Annotated in this window: 11 protein-coding genes; 4 read left to right on the top strand and 7 right to left on the bottom strand. The window is 45.4% G+C overall.

The window, feature by feature from the left end; genetic code table 11:
- Together CXF70_RS13985 and CXF70_RS13980 are read left to right on the top strand one after the other, a co-directional pair.
- Positions 1–1,868 (top strand): LTA synthase family protein (locus tag CXF70_RS13985; protein WP_145990737.1); only part of this gene is annotated, 1,868 nt, incomplete at its 5' end.
- 1 nt (position 1,869) lies between these two features.
- On the top strand, positions 1,870–2,070 hold the full coding sequence (locus CXF70_RS13980) for a hypothetical protein (RefSeq protein WP_101803197.1): 201 nt from the start codon (positions 1,870–1,872) through the stop codon (positions 2,068–2,070).
- 533 nt (positions 2,071–2,603) lie between these two features.
- Here the strand turns inward: CXF70_RS13980 and CXF70_RS13975 are convergent.
- Both CXF70_RS13975 and CXF70_RS13970 read right to left on the bottom strand, forming a co-directional pair.
- On the bottom strand, positions 2,604–6,140 hold the full coding sequence (locus tag CXF70_RS13975; protein ID WP_199172841.1) for a DUF6359 domain-containing protein: 3,537 nt from the start codon (positions 6,138–6,140) through the stop codon (positions 2,604–2,606).
- Positions 6,141–6,278: 138 nt separating this feature from the next.
- Positions 6,279–8,471 (bottom strand): 5'-nucleotidase C-terminal domain-containing protein, encoded by a 2,193-nt coding sequence (locus tag CXF70_RS13970; RefSeq protein ID WP_101803195.1) that lies wholly within the window; start codon positions 8,469–8,471, stop codon positions 6,279–6,281.
- Between the two features lie 360 nt (positions 8,472–8,831).
- Here CXF70_RS13970 and CXF70_RS13965 point away from each other — a divergent pair, with 360 nt between their 5' ends.
- Positions 8,832–9,983 (top strand): acyltransferase, encoded by a 1,152-nt coding sequence (locus tag CXF70_RS13965; RefSeq protein WP_101803194.1) that lies wholly within the window; start codon positions 8,832–8,834, stop codon positions 9,981–9,983.
- Between the two features lie 421 nt (positions 9,984–10,404).
- On the opposite strand, the gene csaB is transcribed toward CXF70_RS13965, so the two are convergent.
- The 5 genes from csaB to CXF70_RS13940 form a co-directional block, all read right to left on the bottom strand.
- A complete protein-coding gene (gene csaB / locus CXF70_RS13960; protein ID WP_101803193.1) occupies positions 10,405–11,541 on the bottom strand; it encodes a polysaccharide pyruvyl transferase CsaB in 1,137 nt (378 codons plus the stop codon).
- A complete protein-coding gene (locus tag CXF70_RS13955) occupies positions 11,538–13,406 on the bottom strand; it encodes a DUF5693 family protein (RefSeq protein WP_101803192.1) in 1,869 nt (622 codons plus the stop codon). Before CXF70_RS13955 ends, csaB begins: the two co-directional genes overlap by 4 nt.
- 447 nt (positions 13,407–13,853) lie before the next feature.
- Positions 13,854–15,407 (bottom strand): putative polysaccharide biosynthesis protein, encoded by a 1,554-nt coding sequence (locus CXF70_RS13950; protein WP_101803191.1) that lies wholly within the window; start codon positions 15,405–15,407, stop codon positions 13,854–13,856.
- Positions 15,404–16,141, bottom strand: coding sequence for a WecB/TagA/CpsF family glycosyltransferase (locus CXF70_RS13945; protein ID WP_101803190.1), 738 nt, complete (start codon positions 16,139–16,141; stop codon positions 15,404–15,406). The genes CXF70_RS13950 and CXF70_RS13945 overlap by 4 nt, the downstream gene beginning before the upstream one ends.
- 113 nt (positions 16,142–16,254) lie before the next feature.
- Positions 16,255–18,231: an S-layer homology domain-containing protein gene (locus CXF70_RS13940; protein WP_101803189.1), complete on the bottom strand. Its 1,977-nt coding sequence runs from the start codon at positions 18,229–18,231 to the stop codon at positions 16,255–16,257.
- A gap of 456 nt (positions 18,232–18,687) precedes the next feature.
- On the opposite strand from CXF70_RS13940, the gene CXF70_RS13935 reads away from it, so the two are divergent.
- Positions 18,688–19,374 (top strand): S-layer homology domain-containing protein (locus CXF70_RS13935; protein ID WP_145990736.1); only part of this gene is annotated, 687 nt, incomplete at its 3' end.

Genomic DNA, 19,374 nt, shown 5'->3' with positions numbered 1-19,374 from the left:
ATATTACAAAGTTTTTGACGAGTCATTTGTTTATTGTCACGGCAATTCTGATATTGAAAATCATCTTCCTTCGCTACTTGCTGTTCGGCGAAGCGGATATTACGCGGGCGCTCGTGCTCGAGTTGAGTTATATTCTTATTTTCACCACGCTGATTGAGCTGATTGCCGGCAAGTGGAAGCCCGGCGCTTTTCTTTTGCTTAATCTGATTTTCTCGACGCTGTTTCTGGCGGTCGTCATGTACCATGCGTTCTTCGGCCGTATCGTTACATATTTCGCTCTGTTCCAATTGGGGCAGGTCGGCACAATCAACGAAAGTGTCAGCGCGCTGATCAAGCCGATTTATTTCCTGTTCTTCGCGGAGATTGTAGTGCTGATTATTCTTTTGCTGGTCCGCAAGTATCCGATCGGCAATTATTCGCTGAATAAGAAATTTCTTGTGCTCCCGCTTCTTTTATTGGCGGTTATCGTTTCGTTCGTTAATTTCCAGGCGCATAAAGATGAAGCCATTTCGAATAATGTGCTGGCGGCGCAGGAAAAAGGCATTTTGAATTATGAGGCGCTGGAGATTTATATTGGGCCTGAGGGGCAGACGGCAATCGAGACGGATATATCGGTCGAGAATTCCGCTGAGTTGATGGAAGAAGTCCGCAGCCTGAAGGGCTTGGAATACATCCCGCCGGAAGAGCGGAAGTTTTTCGGCGCCGCTGAAGGCCGCAACCTGATTGTGATTCAAGTCGAATCGATGCAGAGCTTCCCGATCGGGCTTGAACTGGACGGCAAAGAAGTTACGCCGAATTTCAACAAATTGATAGAAGACAGTTTCTATTTCCCGAATACCGCGCAGCAAACCGGACCGGGCAACACGTCCGACGCTGAATTTATTGTCAATACGTCGCTTTATCCGACCGCTTTCAATCCGACTTCCCAGACGTTCGCCGACCGTGCGTTTCCGAGTCTGCCCCGCCTGCTGAAAGGCGAAGGTTATACGACTTCGACATTCCACGCCGACGATATCAGTTTCTGGAACCGCAACGAATTGTATCCGGCGCTCGGCATCGAGAAATATTATTACGGTGAATTTTTCGGCAATGAAGATGTGATCGGCATCGGGCCATCCGATGAAGTCATGTTCAACAAGGCGTTGCCGGTTCTGCGGGAGTCGCATATGAAAAATGAGCCATTTTATGCTCAGCTTATCGGCTTGACTAGCCATCACCCGTTCCACTTGCCGGAAGAGCATCAGGGATACGAACTTCCTGAAGAGTTCGAAGGCTCATTGACTGGCGAGTATCTGGTTTCCATCAATTATATGGACCGCGTCATTAATGATTTTATTGAACAATTGAAAAAAGAAGGCATTTATGAGAACTCGGTCATTGCGATCTACGGCGACCATTTCGGTCTCCAGCAAAGCGCCATTGAACAGCGCGATGTGGATCTGGTGACTGAACTTCTCGGCAAAGAATACCAGACTATCGACCGCCTGAAGGTTCCGTTCATCCTTCATGCGCCGGGCATCACCGATGATGGCGAAACTTTCGAACAGCAAATTGGGCAGCTTGATATGATGCCGACCATCGCCAACTTGTTGGGCTTGCCGCTCGATGATATGGTCATTTTCGGGCAGGATGTACTGAACCATCAGGAAACGCTTCTCGGCGCCCGTTATTATCTGCCGGTTGGCTCATTCTGGAATGAAGAAATCCTTTTCATCCCGGAAAAAGGCTTTGAAGACGGAACGGCGTATGATCTCGAAACCGAAGAAGTCATTCCGGATTTCGAACAATACCGTGAAGATTACGACCGCGTGCTGCATCTCGAATACTTGTCGGATGCGTACATGAAGACTTTGCCTGTAAGAGATTGATGTGAAAACCCGCTCCCCGCCTATTTTGGCTGGAAGCGGGTTTTTGTTTTTTGTGACGTTACGTTATAGTTTTCCGCTTGCTATAAACGCCATGCAAATGAAAGATGCCTTCCCTGCTTATCTCGGTTTTCTTGTTGGTTTTTCGCTTTTCGCCTGCGAAAAGCATCCATCTAAGCGCTTTTTTATAGAAGGAAACTTATGATGGGTGTTGTTTGTTAAGTAAATAAAGAATAACGGGCAGTTTAGCGGGTGAAAGCATGCTTCTTCTGGCCGATATTAGTGTCCAGGAGATTATTCAGGCGCTCAGCCGGATAATTGGGCGTTCAGGAAATTATTCGGTCGCTCAGCAGGATAATCGGGCGTTCAGAAAATTATTCAGGCGCTCAGGGAAATAATCAGGCGTTCGCTGATTTCTTCCTCATTTTTACCACTCAACAAAGTTAGAACCGTCATTTTTAAAGCACTATCACTAAGTGATTCGAAGATATGGAGCAAAGCAGCGAAGACTCCCAGGGGATTAGAAACACAGTTGGCCCTCCAACTGTGTTTCGAGCGAAGTGCTGAGATCCACTCGGACGAAGGGGACCGAGTCCGAGTTAGCTCAGTGCAAGCCCCCAGGAAAGCGAGCTGCTTTGCGCAATATCGACTTCCTGCCTACCCTCCTCAACCACAAAAAAAAAAAAAAAACGAGGCCCCCATCTCCCGGGAGCCTCGCTCTTCATTTAGCTTACATTATTACTTAGAAGCGTACGGCAAGAACAGCGAGAACATTTTCGCTGCTTCTTGGCGTGATGTTGAACGGAACGGGTTGAATTTGCCGTTGTATCCTTCAACGATTTTTTTGTCGTGCAGCAATGTGATTGCCAGTTTCTCATCGTTAGTCAGGTTCTTGATGTCGCTGTACGGAGCCAGTTTGGCAATTCTGTAGTCGCCATTGACTTTCGTATAGACGCGGTCAAGCAGCAACGCGAAGTGGGCGCGCGAGATATACTCGTTCGGCTTGAATTCAGATGCTGTTTTACCTGTGATCAATCCTGCAGCGTATGCAGCATTGATTTCGTTTTGACGATCCTGATGAAGTCTTGAGATATCCGTGAATGGAGATTTTGGTGCGTTAGCAGTGTCCATTTCAAGGATGCGAGTCAAGATTGTAACTGCCTGGTAGCGAGTCAGGCTGCTCTCAGGTGAATACAATGTTTCCGACGTACCGTTTACAATTCCTCTGTCGAACAGGTCTTTGATGTAAACGTATGACCAGTCCGTCACTTTAACATCTGTGAACGGCATTTCTTTTACTGGTACTTCCGGAGTGAAATCAACTTGGATCAATAAAGGATCATGATCGGATGCACGGCCGTGCTCTTCCATGAACATCGCATTGATGTGCAGCATATCGATTTCTGTCTGATCAGCGATGTTGTTTGTCACAAGCGCATGATCGAGAACCTGCGAGTTGCCTTGGTAGTAATAAGAATAACGGTCTTCCAACGGCACATCCTCGACTTTATTTGTCAGGATATCGCCTTTCAATGCTGCAAGAGCCGGTGTGAATTCGAAATCGTTCATGTCGCCATTAACGATGACTTTCAAATCCGGATCCTGTTTCTGGCCTTCTGCAATAAAGTTATTGATCATTTTCGCCAATTCGATGCGCTCTGCTTCAGACTTAAGGAATGGAGGCTGATTCTGTCCGAATAAAGGCTGGTCGCCGCCTTTCGAGTTCAAGTGAGCTGCGATGACAACGAATTTCTCACCTTGGAATTCAAACTGAGCGGCAAGCGGTTTGCGTGTGCCCGGCTGATTTTCAGGTTCAATGCGTCCTGGGTTCAACGCCAATTCGCCTTCCACCCACGTATTCGCTTCATTGAATGCACCTTTGGTACCTTCAGCAAGTGTTACTCGCTCAGGGTTGTAAAGGAATCCAACGCGGATGTTGCCGTCCGGCTGTCCGCCGTCTTTATTGTTTTCTGGTGCAATGTCTGTCCATTTATAAGTCGGTCCGCCTGCAGCTTCGATTGCTGCAATCAGACGCTCATAGCTCTGTGAGGCATCCGTATTGCCTGAAGCAATCGGTCCATCGTTGTCCTGAACTTCCACTAATGAAACTACATCTGGAGAGTTCAAGTTTTCTACAAACGATTCACCAAGACGAGCTGCTTTTTCATTTGAAGTGTGAGCTGGATCAGCTGAGAAGTTTTCCATGTTATATGCAGCAACTGTCAATTTATCTTCAGCAGCCGTAATCCATGTTTCTTCAGGAACTGTGTCTCCGATCACGAATGCCGGAAGATTATCTTCCTTAGTCCACATTTTGTAATTACCGAAACCAAAGCCCATAACGCCAGTGATTGTGCCATTGAAAGAATCGCCCGCTTTTGCGACGAAGTTTTCATTGTCAAAATCTACGATGATGCGTTCCGGATTGTAATCATTTTCAGAAATCAAAATTCCGCCTTGCTTGTTGAAAACTGTGTTTGGAGAATTTTCAGCGACTACAACCACTTCGCCGTATTTCTGTGGCCCAACAACTTTCGCGTTCGGCACTGCCAGATGCATCAATTCAAGGGATTCCCAGAAATCGATTCCATCTTCAGCCGGGTCGAATGAAGTCAAACCATCATTGTCGATAATTTGGGATGGCGGCATCACGTCTTCACCAATTACGATCGGTGCAGGCAATTCAGCTGTGCCACCTTTCACTACATCAGTAGCACGGATGCGTGTGATCGGCATATCGTTGTCGCGCATATCCGAATAGCCTTCCTGGAAATGCTCTTCAACCGTACCTGCAACAGTGACAAGATCACCAACAACTACTTCATTTGAAGACATGTTGACCATGATTGCTTCAGAAGTCGTCAGATCTTCATCCTGATTGATATCCTGGATGACAAAGTTTGAAGAGTTGTACGTGTGTGTTACTACGCCAACGATTTCGTTGACAACAACACCTTCATAATCCGAATAATGGCCATCGCCTTGGATGTCGCGGATTTTCAGGTCATCTGTTTTCAAAACCGTGTATTCGAATGAAAACACATCAGATGTTTCAGTTCCTACAGCGATCGCTTTGATCGTTGTATCAGCTGTAAGCGTGATTGGAGCAGTGTATTCTGTGCTTGAAGCTGTCGGCGTGCTGCCGTCAACTGTGTAATAGATTTTTGCAGATTCCCAGCCGGACTGAAGTGCGATTTCTGTGCCTTCAGAAACGATTCCTGGGAAAGTCGTTGTGTAGACTGCAGGTTTGTTCACAAGGTCAAAACTATCAAGACCCAACGTTTTCACCTGGAAAGCATCGTAATATTTTGAAGCGATCCCTGTCACGTTGATCAGGTCGCCCTCTTTGTACTGTTGCGTAAAACGTTCGAACGTCAGGCCATTGCGGTTGTCGTTGCGGACAACGACAGCGTTGCCGTCTGCATCAGTTGCAGTAAATTCGAAAGTTCCGTAATCATTTACAGATTCCAAACCTGTGATTGTAACATTATTCATTTCGATCAGTTCGCCTTGCGCGTCCATATCGACACCTGCAGGCGTGATTGATTGAACAGCCGGCAATGCGTTTCCAGAAGATACGACTTCAATCGTATTCGGCTGCAATTGCAATTCGCCGTTATACTCGGAAACCGAACCTGTCAGACTGACGATATCGCCAGGTGCTACGTCAGCGTTGCTTGTGTATACGTAAAGTCCGGCAGTTTCATCCTGGACGTAGAATGCTTTCCCGCCCCAGAATCCTGTACCTGTCGTAACTGTCGCTTCCACTTGGATCAATTCTCCGACAGAATTGCGTGCTTCCAATACAGAATTGACAACAGTCGCTTCTGGTGGGGCTTCGCCTTCAGAAAGGATCTCAAAAGCAGTTGGTGATTTAAGGCCTGGTGTTGAAAAATAAGCTTCCAGACCGCCTGTAATCGTTACTTCGCCTTTGAACATAGATGGGTTGTCCACTAAGTTCAAGGCTTTTCTTATATCAGAATTTGATGGCAATTGTACTGGAATAATTTTTGATGGATTTGTTTCATCAGGAGAATCTGCCAATGCAAGATTACTGGGAACAGTAAATGGCGCTTCCTGATCAAAATTCGGTCCATTAGAGACTGTACCAACAATAAACCCTTTAACTGTTGCAGTACCACTGTTATTCGCAATCGCTTCTGCAACTGTAATCGGTGCTGTTTCAGCATTTGCCTGCGTCGCCGCATACGGCAGAACCGCGGAAATAACTAATAGAAAACTTAAGAATAATTTACCAAAAGAACTTTTCGTCAATGAATTCCACTCCTCAATAGTTGGGACAGATAAAAACATTTAACTAATAAATAACAAAAAAGTAATAAAATGCTGTAAAGCCAGTAAAAGGCAGCCTCTCCTTATCGAAGAGGCTGCTATTCACTTGATTTGATTAGATTATTGAGCTGTGTAAGGCATGAACAATGAGAACATCTTAGCCGCTTCAGCGCGAGTCGCGTTTTTGCTTGGCATGAAGTTGCCATTGTAGCCAGTTGCAATGCTGTGGTAGTAAAGCATTGTAACAGCTTCCTGCTCTTCAGCAGTCAATTTAGCTGTGTCTTTGTACGGAGCATTTTCATCATATTCGAAATCACCATTGATGTTTTCGAATACACGGTTGATCAACAATGCGAAATGCTTACGTGAGATGTTAGCATTCGGGTTGAATTTCGTTGCACTTGCACCTTGGATCAATCCTGCTGCATAAGCTGCATGGATTTCATCCTGGCGAACTTGCGGCAAGTGTGAGATATCAGTGAACGGTGAATCTTCAATAACCATTTCTTCGTCGATCAATCCTGGAATACGCGTCAGGATTGTAACAGCCTGCCAGCGAGTCAGGTTCTGGTCTGGAGAGAATGTATCCAATTCAGTTCCGTTCATGATTCCGCGGTAGTACAAATCTTTAACGTACGGGTATTCCCAATCTTTCATGTTGATATCTTTGAATGGAATTGTCGGGTTGATGCGGTTTTCGAGCATCGGTGAGATGACTTCCAATTCAGAGATATAATCGATGAACATTTCATAGTCGATTGTTCCAGGCTCACTTACACGCCCATCAGCATACACGTCAGCGAATACTTTATAGCCGTCACCGCCAGCAGCAGTGAATGTGTTTGTCGCCACTTTATAACGTGTCGTGTTTTCGATCTTCGTGCGTACACCGTCTTCAGAAATCAAGTTTGCTGAAGTTACACGGCTGCCTACTGGCTGAGATGGATCAAATGAGAATTCCATTCCAGCTACGTGAAGGAACCCGCCGCTTTCTTTCGGGAATTCTTTTACGCTGTGTTCAAGGGCAGTTTTAAGCTCTGCACCAGTCAAGTCCATGATTGCCAAAGAGTTACCGAATGGCATAACTGTCAATACTTCACCGATCGTGATTTCACCTACATCGATTGAAGAACGGATACCGCCGCCATTTTGCAAAGCGATTACAGTATCAGGATCGATTTGTTTCGCAGCATTCAGCATACCGTCAGTGATGACGTTCCCAAGGTTTGTTTCAGAAGTACGGACTCCGCCTTCATTGCGTCCACCGTTAAGGAAAACTTCAGTGTAAGCGCCAGCTGATTCGTTTTTCACTTCATCAACATCAGCTTTATAAGGTGCAAGCAATGCTGCCGCTTCAGTGTCAACTGCTGCATCAGAAACTTTGTGCAATGTTACAGGGTGTGTTTCACCTACAGTTGAAGTGATGACACCTTCAGCGTTGAAAGTTACATCAAGTTGACCAAGGTTGCTGTTGTATTGGCCTGTCTGTACGATGACAACCGGCTCGCCGTTGTTATTGATCACTTGGCCTTCTGTTAATGCTGTATGTGTGTGGCCACCTACGATTACGTCGATGCCAGCTACGCCTTCAGCCAACAAACGGTCGTTGTCGAATTGTACAGAATCGTTATAGCCGATGTGCGTCAAAGCAATAATTTTGTTTACGCCTTCCGCTTCAAAAGCAGCAACCGCTTCTTCTGCAGCAGCAAGGTAATTAGTGAATTCAATTGCGTCCGGGCTGGAGATTTGCGCTGTTTCTTCAGTCGTCAAACCAAAGATACCAACTTTTTCGCCGTTGATTGTTTTGATGATGCCATCGTAGATTTCGCCATTTCCGAAATCAGCTGTGTAAACGTTGTTTTGAAGGCCATCGAACAATGTATCGCCAGAGAAGTCAACGTTTGATGATACGAACGGGAATTCAGCGTTTGTTACGAAATCAGCCAATGACTGATGTCCAAATTCACTGCTTCCAAGGTCAAACTCGTGGTTACCGAAAGTCATTGCATCGTAACCCATATAATTCATAAGTTCCAAGTCAGCCATACCTTCAAACAAGTTGAAGTACAGGCTTCCAGAGAAAACGTCACCAGCGTCAAGCAACAGGCTATTCGGGTTTGCAGCACGAAGCTGTTTGACGAGCGTCGCACGTTTTGGAGCGTTCTCCAAGTTTGCATGCGTATCATTCGTGTGCATGATCGTTAAATCGAAATCCCCTTCAGCTGCTTCTGCAGCCAGCGGCGCTTGCAAGCCTACCATACTCACTGTCATTGCAGCGGCAATTGAGGCTTTAAACATCTTATTACCTTTCATTCGGCACCATCCTTTGGTTTATTGGTTAGACTGCTTTTTCATTTTATGGGAATAAATTATGTAATCTTATGCTGTGGGTAATCTTTTGTTCCCATTTGTGAAAGCGCAATCATACGTTTTAAGTTTAGCATGGATGGAATATTTCAACAATATATTATTCGAAAAATTAACAAATTAACAAAGCTTTTACAAACCAAAGTCCCATCAGAGTCCTTCTACCCACGAACTCCTGGTTCGCAATTCCTTATTTCAGTAAAGTAAACTGCGTTATTGTTCGTGTTTTGTAAATTCTGCAGGCTGAGGGTTTAACTCTTGGCGAGTTAGTATATATGATAGTAGAAGAAAGTAAGGTGAATTTCATTGAACATCAACAGAAAACATTTGGATGAGATTCAATTTGCACGCGCAATCGCCATTTTCGCCGTGCTTGCCGTCCATGCATCCTCAACCGGAGTCGGCTTTACCGAACATTCATCTCCAGCATTCAGCATTTATACATTTTTCAATTACGCAGGAAAGCTCGGTACGCCGACCTTCATTTTCCTGAGCAGCTTCATCTTGTTCTATACGTATTACCCCCGCAAACTGACGCTGGATCTGTTCAAGAAGTTCTATAAAAAACGCATGCTTTATATTCTCGTCCCTTATCTCGTCTTTTCAATTTTCTATTTCGGAATTGCGAGTTATATGAACACGACCGTAGGCGTCCCTTTTGTGCCAGCCGAAGCTTTGCCAAATTTCCTGAAAGATTTCTTTACGGGTGATGCGTATTTCCATCTGTATTTCGTCTTCGTCAGCGTGCAACTCTATCTCATGTTCCCGCTGATCCTTTATCTATTCCAAAAATCAGCATTCATCCGGCGCTTTGCCATCCCGATCGGCATAGTGATCCAGTGGACATGGGTCTTCGCCAATTCGGAAATCTTCCAGGTGGCCAATAAAGGATCAGTCTCGCTGTCGTACTTCATGTTTTATTTCTTCGGAGCGTTCCTGGGCGTCTATTACGAAAAAATCACTGCCTGGATACTCAATTGGCGCAAGAGCTGGCCGGGGCTTGCTGCGGTATTTGCCGCTTACCTGTCAATGGTGGCTCTATATGTCAGCATCAATTACCTGACGCTGACCGGCCAGGCCAGCTTCCACAGTAAGCTGCACGAATTCGCCTGGAGCACGCACGCGTTCACGGCTGCTGCGACGCTGTTCATCCTGGTGCATCTGATGCGTTTCTGGAACCTGCCGCGCATCAAAAACTTCCTGACGGAAATCGGAACGGTTTCTTTCGGATTCTACCTGATCCATCCCTTGTTCCTGCTCATACTCAGACAGATGCTCCCAAGCGGCGACGGCATGCTGTTCCATGCCTGGCAGCTCGCCACCATGGTCATCACCTTCTTCGCCAGCTGGTTCATCGTCCGCTTCTTCTTCGACTTCGTCCCGCACAGCTGGATCGTCTTCGGGAAGGGCAATAAAATATTTGGTCAGATGAAGACGGGTAAGGTGTATGATAATTAAAAATATGTCTATTTCTATATTCATTTCGCTTTAGGCGGAAGCTTTCCGCGGGGAGCTGCCTGAGCCTCCTCAGTCGCGTTGCTCCCTCCGGGGTCTCAGGACTCGCTCTGGTTCCCGCAGGAGTCACCGCCTGTCGCTTCATTCTAGTTCCATATATAATTTGAGTGTTTTTTTCAACAAATAGATAAAGATTTCATATATAGAAGAAAACAGTTTGAGATATGGAGCAAAACAGCGAAGACGCCCAGGTGACTAAGCGAAGTGCTGAGATCCACTCGGGTGAAGCGTGCTGAGACCGAGTTAGCTCAGCGCAAGCCACCAGGCAAGCGAAGCTGTTTTGCGGAATATCGATTTCCTGACTTCTTTGCTCAATAAGCTAAAAAACCGGCAGACGATGCACGCATCGTCTGCCGGTTTTCGTTTATCTGTTTTTCGTTTTTGGTGAAGCAACAATGTATTCGCGCTGTTTCTCAACTTTAGCGCCTGTCAGCAAAAAATCGATTACCTGTTTTGCCGTGTCATTCGCTTTTTGCTGAAGCGGGATGACGCTTTCTTCAAGTTTCTTGATTTCCTTCGGGTAATTCGCAAGGATCTCCTCGATGGAAGAGACGATGTCATCCGCGCTCCAATCGTCCGAGCTGACATTGCCGAGCACTTTCTGGTCAACAATTTCTGCGAATGAATCTATCTTCGGATCGTAGGACAATGCCACAAATGGCGTATTGCCGACGCTTGCGAAAATCAATGCATGCAGGCGCATGCCCAACAGGACATCCGACTCTTTGACTGCTGCCATTTTTTCTTCTATTGAACTGTCGTACGGGAATATCTCGACTTTATTCGTCATCATGCCCGCGACATTCTTGGATGTGTCATGATCATACTTGCCGTGCATCGGAACCATCAAGATTTCATGTCCATTGTCAGCGAGCTGATCGAGCCCCGCCGCCACCTTATTCAAATAGGACAAATCTTCCGTCCAATTGCGGATGGAAACGGAAATCACTCGTTTATTCGAATCAGTACCTGCTGTCAAACCACTTGAGAAGCCGCTCGCATCAATGCCCATAACCGGATCCGGTACCAATTGGATCGGTTTTGAAACGCCGATTGACTGAAGGAAGCTTTTCGAATGCTTATCGCGCACCGTAATCATTTCCGAACGCTGCAGCACATGTTTCATGATTTGGCGGTTGATCTTACTCTTAACCGGACCCATCCCCTGCGCATAGATGAACACGGGTTTCTTCAGAAACTGGGCGATTTTCATGACACCCGAGTAATAAGAAATGCTCTTCATGCCAGTCTCATCCTGCAGCAGGCTGCCGCCTCCGCTGATCAGGCAATCCGATTCTTTCAACGCTTTCCTGACTTCATTGATATTCCATCTATTCACTGCATCGACCTTATAGGAAGCTGCTGTTTTTTCAGGGTTATTGGACAGGACTGTGAGATTCACTCCTGGATGATACTCTTTCAATGACTGGATGATGGCAAAAAGGATAGCTTCGTCCCCTACATTGTCAAAGCCGTAATATCCGGATAAAACGATTCTCATCTCTGCCACCTCCTGTTCAGCTCTGTGATAATTTTTTGACTTGCCCATCTATACAAGAATACCAGAATCAGCCCGATTAACAAGCCCAAAACTACGCTGTATCCTGTACGCAATAAAGAAATGGACAGTGGAATATGGAAATGCGTGAATGTATTGACCATAGACAGGAAGCCGATAACGGCTGGGATCAGTAAATAATAGCTCATTGTGCGATATTTTTTTGCAACTTCCAGCGCCAGTAAGAAAATCGGCAAACCAATCAGAAACTCTTTGGTTCGAGGACGCACGTAAAGCAGATCTTCCAGGAACATGCGGAATTCCAATTCATAAGGGAGTACTGAACCTTCATTGCCGGTACGGCTCAAATAGAAGAAAACAATCGCTCCAACTAATCCCATGACAATCAAATGCCCGTAAGTGACATTCGCTTTCATAATTTTTTCCATATTACCCCATAAAGCATATAACACCAGGAAAACAATAGGCAGGAAGTAAACTAGTTTTACTCCTCTAAACGCGTCAACTCCTAAAATGAATGCATTGCCATTCAACAGGACCACAATCAACCAGATGCCGATCAAAGTAATTCCTACTGCTTTGAAATAAGAAGAGAGCAGATAGTATTTCGATTCTGTATTCTTTTTGAGCAACACAGCAAAGACTGGCGTAGTAACTGCTAATCCAAGTGCAAAGACTTTCAGAATAATCGTCATATCAGTAACGAGGTATATCAGAGCCAATAAAGTGAGCACTGCAACGGCGGCGAGTGTAAGTTTGCGGTTACCGAAAACAGTTTGTGCAGCCCAGGCAAGAAATGCGATGGAACCAATCAGTCCCAAGGCAATCTGCCAAAGCGGAACCCCAATTTCATCATAGGTGCCAGAAGAGCCGCGCTCGAAAGCCGAAGGCAACTGGGCTTCTATTTCATTGTTTAATTTCTCGAATTCCTCTTTAGCCTCCGCGTATTCGTCAAAATTTGGATTGATAAAGAACGCGCGTATATTCCGCTCTTTCGCTCCACGTGTGAATTTATCAGCGATATCAAAAGCATTGCCTTTCGCTAATCCCTGGCTGTGTAAACGGATGACATCCATGTCCATTGTATAGGCGGCTGTCTGGAATCCTTTTGGCGCAGCAAATTCTGTACTGAATATAGAATAACCAGCATCTGAAAGTCGGCTGCTGAATTCTTTCAACTTCTCCGGCTCTGAATAAAACGGAGATTCGTTCCCCATAAACAACACTTTTTCAATCCCAGGCTGTTTCAACTCAAGCAATTCTTCAGCCATTCTTTCAGTGTCTGCGGTATTTTTATAATCGCCTATTCTAGGCACGACTTCCATGCCTGCATCCATTACAGCTTCGACTACATCCGAGTCGTATCCCACCGGAACATCGAAAGTTTTTTCCACTTCACCTGGCACGAATGTGTAATCCACGTCTTCCACCGTAATTTGGCGAGTATCTTCAAAAACATTTTTCGTTAATTCTTCAAATGAAGATTCTTGATTGGCATGAATGAAAATTCCTTCTTTATCAAAAGGATGCATCAACGGTTTCATCTTGTTGAAAATCAGCAATTCGTTCATCGTAGAAACGCTGATGACGGTAACATCCCCTTTTTTCCGAAGGGTACTCAAAGTATCAGGCTCCATGCTGATCGTATCGATGCCATAGTCCTGCAATTGGCTCAAAATACGTTCCTGGTCCAATTCCGGATCTTTGATCATCCAGTCCATTATATATTTATAAGGCACGATTGTTTCGACTGTCTTGTTCGATTCCTCCACCTGTACACGGTTATATATAGAAGGAATCGTTAAAATCATCGCGGCCAGGATTATTCCGATTAACACTTTCTGCACTTGCCTACACACCCTTACAATTACTTTGAATTCTTACGTCCAGTGGCGATGCTGTTGGGATGTAAATATAAATAATATTAATTAACTTTATATACTCGATATTCCGCAAAACAGCTTCGCTTTCCTGGCGGCTTGTGCTGAGCTAACTCGTGCTCGTTCCACTTCGCCCGAGTGGATCTCAACACTTCGCTTCGTCGCCTGGGAGTCTTCGCTGTTTTGCTCCATATCTTTAGAGATTTCTCTCAGCAAAGGCGCGGTTCAGGACTGCGCGGAGCAATAAGACGAGTGCTCTTCTCGGCTTATTGCGGGAGCTTTGTCCATAGCGCCGAAGCGATTTATAAAAAGTGATTTATTGATTAAACTAAAATATATTTTACTAACTTCCTTCTATTATATAAGCAAATGCCCATGTAAATCGTCGCTTTGCGAAAAATTAACATAACTGTATTATTTAAAGATTTTATTTACCAAAGGCAAGCCGCTCAATAATTCCTTGTCGACCGCTTTCCCGGCAAACAGCAATACGGCGTAAACCACTGCACCGATTGCGATGGCAGCAGTCAGGTATAGCAGTGCGAATCCTCGTGAAGCCGCTTCAAAATCCATAAACAGCGTCGGAATCCCGATTACCGCTCCCATCACCAGCGAAGCGAACAGGATAACGATCGTTCTTTTATTGAATGAAACGAACTTCACATGCTTTTGGATAAAGTACAGATTGGCCACAAACAGCAGCAAATACACAAGAGCTGTCGAAATCGCCGCTCCATCGAGACCGAATAGATTAACAAAAATGATATTAAGTATCACTTTCACCCCTACTCCCGCAACAATGACCCATGCGGCAAGACGAGCTTTGTCGATTCCCTGCAAAACGCCCGTGCTGAGGATCGTCAATGACGTGAACAGCGAGCTGAGTGAAATGATGGCCAGCACACTGCTGCCGGCGAGGTCCGTAAAGAGGCCAAGGTTGATCGGATAAGTCAGCGCAAACAGGCCGATTGCTGCCGGCACTGACAGCAGATAGGTCAGGAAAAAGGTCTTTTCGATGACTTTCTGCGTGCCGAGGCGGTCGTTCTGCGCCAGTTTCGCCGAGATATTCGGAATCAGCGGCAGTATGACGGAGCTCGCGAAAACCGTGACGATCTGCACAAGCGCCAGTCCGCGGCCGTAGATGCCATACAGATAATTGACGTTTTCCGATGTATTTTCATAAGCCTTCAAGGCACCCGGGATCGTGATGGAATCCACAAGATTCAATAATGCCATGGTGATGGCTCCGAATGCAATCGGTATGGATATGAAAAGGATGCGTTTTGCGGTCCTTTTAAAATGGCTGAAGTTATAAGGAAGCGATTTTTTGACGCGCACTTCCGAACGCGAATAAAGAACACGGAGATAGATCAATGAAGCCAGTGCCCCGAAGATGGATCCGATCATGATTCCGCCTGCCACTTCACTGTCCGAATAAAGGTTCTGGACGAGATAGGCAGCCACCAGAAGAATCAGGCCGACCCGTATGAATTGTTCGATCACCTGCGAAACGGCAGTCGGGGTCATCCTTTCATGGCCCTGGAAATAACCGCGGTACACCGCCATATACGGCGCAATCAACAGCGTCGCGGAAACGATGATCAATGCGGGGCGCGTAGAACTTCCGCCCAGGATTTCGGCGATCTGGTAAGAGAACAGATACAACAGCAAAAAACTGCCGATGCCGAACATGGCCGCAAGGATTCCGGAAGTCATGAAGATATCTTTGACTTCCTGTTCATCACCGCGCGCCCTCGATTCCGCGATCAGTTTCGAAATGGCGATCGGGATGCCGGCAACTGACAGGATCAAGGCCACCATATAGACCGGGTAGACTAAAGTAAAAATTCCGAGCACCTCGTCCCCCGCTATGTTCTGCAGCGGGATGCGGAAGAGGCTGCCCAGAATCTTCGACAGCAATGCAGCCGCCGACAGGATGATGGTGCTTTTGAGTAATGTATTCTTCATCGTTTGTTCAAGGCTTTCTTTTGGATGACCGTCAAGGCGAATTTCGGCAATACCAGCATGCGTCTCCAGCGGGATGGCTGTTTGACCAAACGGTAGAACCATTCAAGATTGAGTTTCACCCAGGCATCCGGTGCGCGTTTGACATTTCCGGAGAACACATCAAAGCTCCCTCCGATGCCGATGAAAACGCCTTGGTCGAATTGGCCGATATGGCCGCCGATCCAGTTTTCCTGTCTCGGGAAACCGAGCGCCACGAAAACAAGGTCCGGCTTGGAGTCTTTGATCATCTGCGGCAGCACCGGATCTTTCCAGTCGAAAAAGCCGTTTTGTGCTCCAGCAACCTGGATACCCGGATAATCGGTTTTCACTTTCGCCAATGTTTCCTGCAGCACATGGTCCGCCGCTCCCAGGAAGAAAATGCGGTAATGCTTGTCATTCGCCACTTCCAGCAAATCCATCATCATATCGAATCCGCTGACACGTTCCGGCAATGGCTGTCCGACCAGTTGGGCCGCTTTCACGACGCCAATGCCGTCCGCTGTAATGAAATCGGCTTTTTCAAGTGTCTTCTTATAAACCGGATCATTCAATGAGGCCATGACGATTTCAGGATTGGCAGTGACAACGAACGTCTTTTCTTTCTTTTCTATTCTATTTTGCAGAGTCTGGATGAATGCAGCTCTCGTCGTATTAATAAACGGTACGTCCAATATTTTTACGAATTGTGGGGTCATATGTATTCTCCTTATAATGAGGCAAAATATCTCATCATAATATAACACAAAAAAAGGGTGCTGTGTTAAGGAGAATAGACCCTTAAACAGCACCCTGCCTGCATATTCGGTTGTTATTTTGCGAGTGGTAAAAGTTTGATGTAAGTACCCAGTGAACCGGAGCCATAACCAAATGCATCAGTGTAGGCTTTGTCTTCTGAAACTACGTTATACCATTTTGCGCCTGAAACTGTTGTTTCACCAAGAATGACAACAGGAATCCCTGCCAGCGGTGTTTTGTAAAGAACTGTATCAGTTCCAGTTGCACCCGCTGCGTTGCGGAAGTTCAAGCCTGAAATCGTTGTGATCCCTAAATTGTAAGCATAAAGATCTTTGTTCCCGAGGAATTTATCAGCACGGTACATGTGTCCCGCAATTTTCTCGCCCCATAGATGATCCGATGCATAACGTACGTTCATGCCCATCCCTTTGTTTCCTAGGAAAGAACCGTTATAGTTCGTGCCTGTCACTTTCTGGTAGCTGCCGTTTACATGCTGGGCAGCGTGAACGATGGACTCTTTATAATCGGCATAGATTTTCGCGCCGTTATAAGCATCGCCATCAACAGCGTTCAATCCGAATAAATTCTTTTTATCTTGCGCGATCAAGCTTGTGCCCCATTGGCTTTCATGCAATGCGTGAGCCAATAGATAGAAAGCGTTGACTTTGTATTCTTTCTCAACTGCTTTGAAGAACTCGCCTGTCCCGACAAGCGGGCTTTCAGTCCATACCTTGCCATGCACTTTCTTATTGTAATAAGGGAAGGCTTCCTCAAGGTAACGATCCAGCTCTTCAGCTGTATAATTCGTTTTTGTCGCAAGTTGTAATTTGTTGAAATACTGGTGGGATTCCGTCACTTTCTTGCCAGCGGCATCAGTGAAGTTTGCCCCATCCCAGCTGTAATACTTCGCGCCGGCCTGGAAAGCTTCCGGTGCAACGCCGATGACTCCGGCAGTCGCGTATGCTTTAGTGTTGTGGTTGTAAATATAATGGATCAATTCGCCATTAGTTGTCATTTGATAATAAGACTGGCCTGTCAGCAATTGTTTCGGAAGCAGGTTTACCGTATTCGCAGGCACATAGCCAACTTTACCAGCTAACTCCACTTTCACATACTTATCAGTTGCGCCAAGGAATTTCATTTCAGCGTTCGCTGTCACGTATGGGCGGTATTTCGTGTTCCAGTCTGTTTTCAATGTTTCAGTCGGAAAAACTTCTGTAAATTTATTAGCTACTGCCAAGCCTTCACCTTTCATCCACATAATCTGGCTGCTGCGTTCAACCACATGGGCAGTGCTGCTGCCAGCAACGAATTTTTGTGCTTCTGCGAAAGTATCAAATTCTTTCACAATAACAGTTGCTCCATCTTTTATGGAAGAAGCCTGAAATTCTTTCGGTACCGGAGGAAATACGATTTCACGGCCTCTCAGCATAAGCAAAGCCACCATCCAACGTTCAGATTCCCCTTTCGGAGCAAACGTATTATTTTCATTTCCTTTGATGATTCCAAGATGAGTCAGGATTCTGACATCTTCTTTGTGGTCATTATGGATCGCTGTCGTGTCTGTGAAAGCAAGTTGCGGAACACCTTTCATATCCGTAACAATACCTTTGGCCTTCATGGCACGTGCTACCATACTGGCCATCTGTTCACGGGTGATCAGTGCATCCGGCTTGAAGGTGTTATTCGGATAGCCATTTACAATCCCTGCTTTTACTGCGTCCAGGATTGGAACAGCGTACCATTTATCCATCGGTACATCCGTGAAAGTCATTTCAGTTGCTGCAGCACTTGTAAATTCAGCGCTTTGCACCTGTGATTCCAGTTCAAATGATTTTACAACCATTTTTGCAAATTCTGCTCGTGTCACTTTGCGCTTCGGCTGGTATGTACCATCCGGATAACCGTTCAATACGCCAAGTTCGATCAACTCGCGCATTTCCTTCTCATATAAATAACCTGTTAAATCATCTGCCGCACTTGTTTGCAGCGGCGTCAGCGACGAAAGGACCAGAAGCATTGCTAAGATAAAAATTACTGTTTTCTTCATTCTCTGATGAATCCCCCTTTTTTCTGTATGAAACTAGTAATCGGCATGTTAAGGGTTTCCTTAATAGCCTGTTAACACTTTATATCATTTTTCTATGGCAAACTATACATCTATATATCTAAATTTAACCATTTATTCATATAGATATGACCAATGCCTAGAAAAGAGTATACCATCTAAAAGTCTCCTAAAGATGATAAAATGTCGATTTTTTTATTAGAAATGAAAATTTCCATCTCTTTATGGAAGGAAATTTTTTCATTATTGGAGAATGTATAAAAACCGGGTATTTAATGATAAAATAGTCTTACTCCCCATAATCGGTTTTTTATAATTGACTTTTAAACCAGACTTATTGCTTATTTTATAAAAAAATACATAAAATAGCATAAAAACGTGCTAATATCATCAGAGATAGAAAAATTACAAGCACCGAAAGGGGAAAATGAGAGACAAATGAATAGTTTTGCAAGCAAGGTCATGTTATTTTTAGTCGCTGCTGTTTTAGTGATTTCCAGTATAGGGTTGAGTCCCGCGTCCGCTTGGACGCCATTTAAGGATGTATCATCGAGTGATGTGGAGATTGATTACTTATACGATAGAGGACTTATCAAAGGAATATCCAGTAACCAATTCGGACCTGACTATTCAGTAACACGCGAACAGGCGGCTACATTGATCGGCCGTGCACTCGGATTAAGTGGAACAGAGAGAAAAACTAAATTTTCCGATGTGAGTTCGTCAAGCTACAGCTCCGGCTACATCCAGTCAGCGGTAGATAAAGGGATCATCACCGGATATCCCGATGGCACTTTCAAGCCGAAACAAACCATGACCCGCGGTGAGATGGCTTACTTGTTAAGCCGCGCATTCAACCTCACGAAAACGAGCACTGTGTTCTTTACCGACATCAAACAAGATTCAAGCAGCACAAGCCTTTATACAGCAGTGAACAAAATTGCGACTGCCGGCATCTCAAACGGAACCGGCGGAGGAAGTTATTCTCCGAACAAAGAGTTGATCCGAGAAGAATTTGCAATCTTCCTGGCACGTGCATTGGAACCGAAATTCAAAGTAGCTTTCCAAAATGCGACGATCGCCAAATTATATTCAACTACTGATAACTTAAATGTCCGTTCAGGC

The sequence above is a fragment of the Planomicrobium sp. MB-3u-38 genome, assembly GCF_002836425.1.
Taxonomy (GTDB): domain Bacteria; phylum Bacillota; class Bacilli; order Bacillales_A; family Planococcaceae; genus Planococcus; species Planococcus okeanokoites.
Note: the sequence above shows the minus strand (reverse complement) of the source record. Positions and strands in the feature narration are given on the sequence as shown.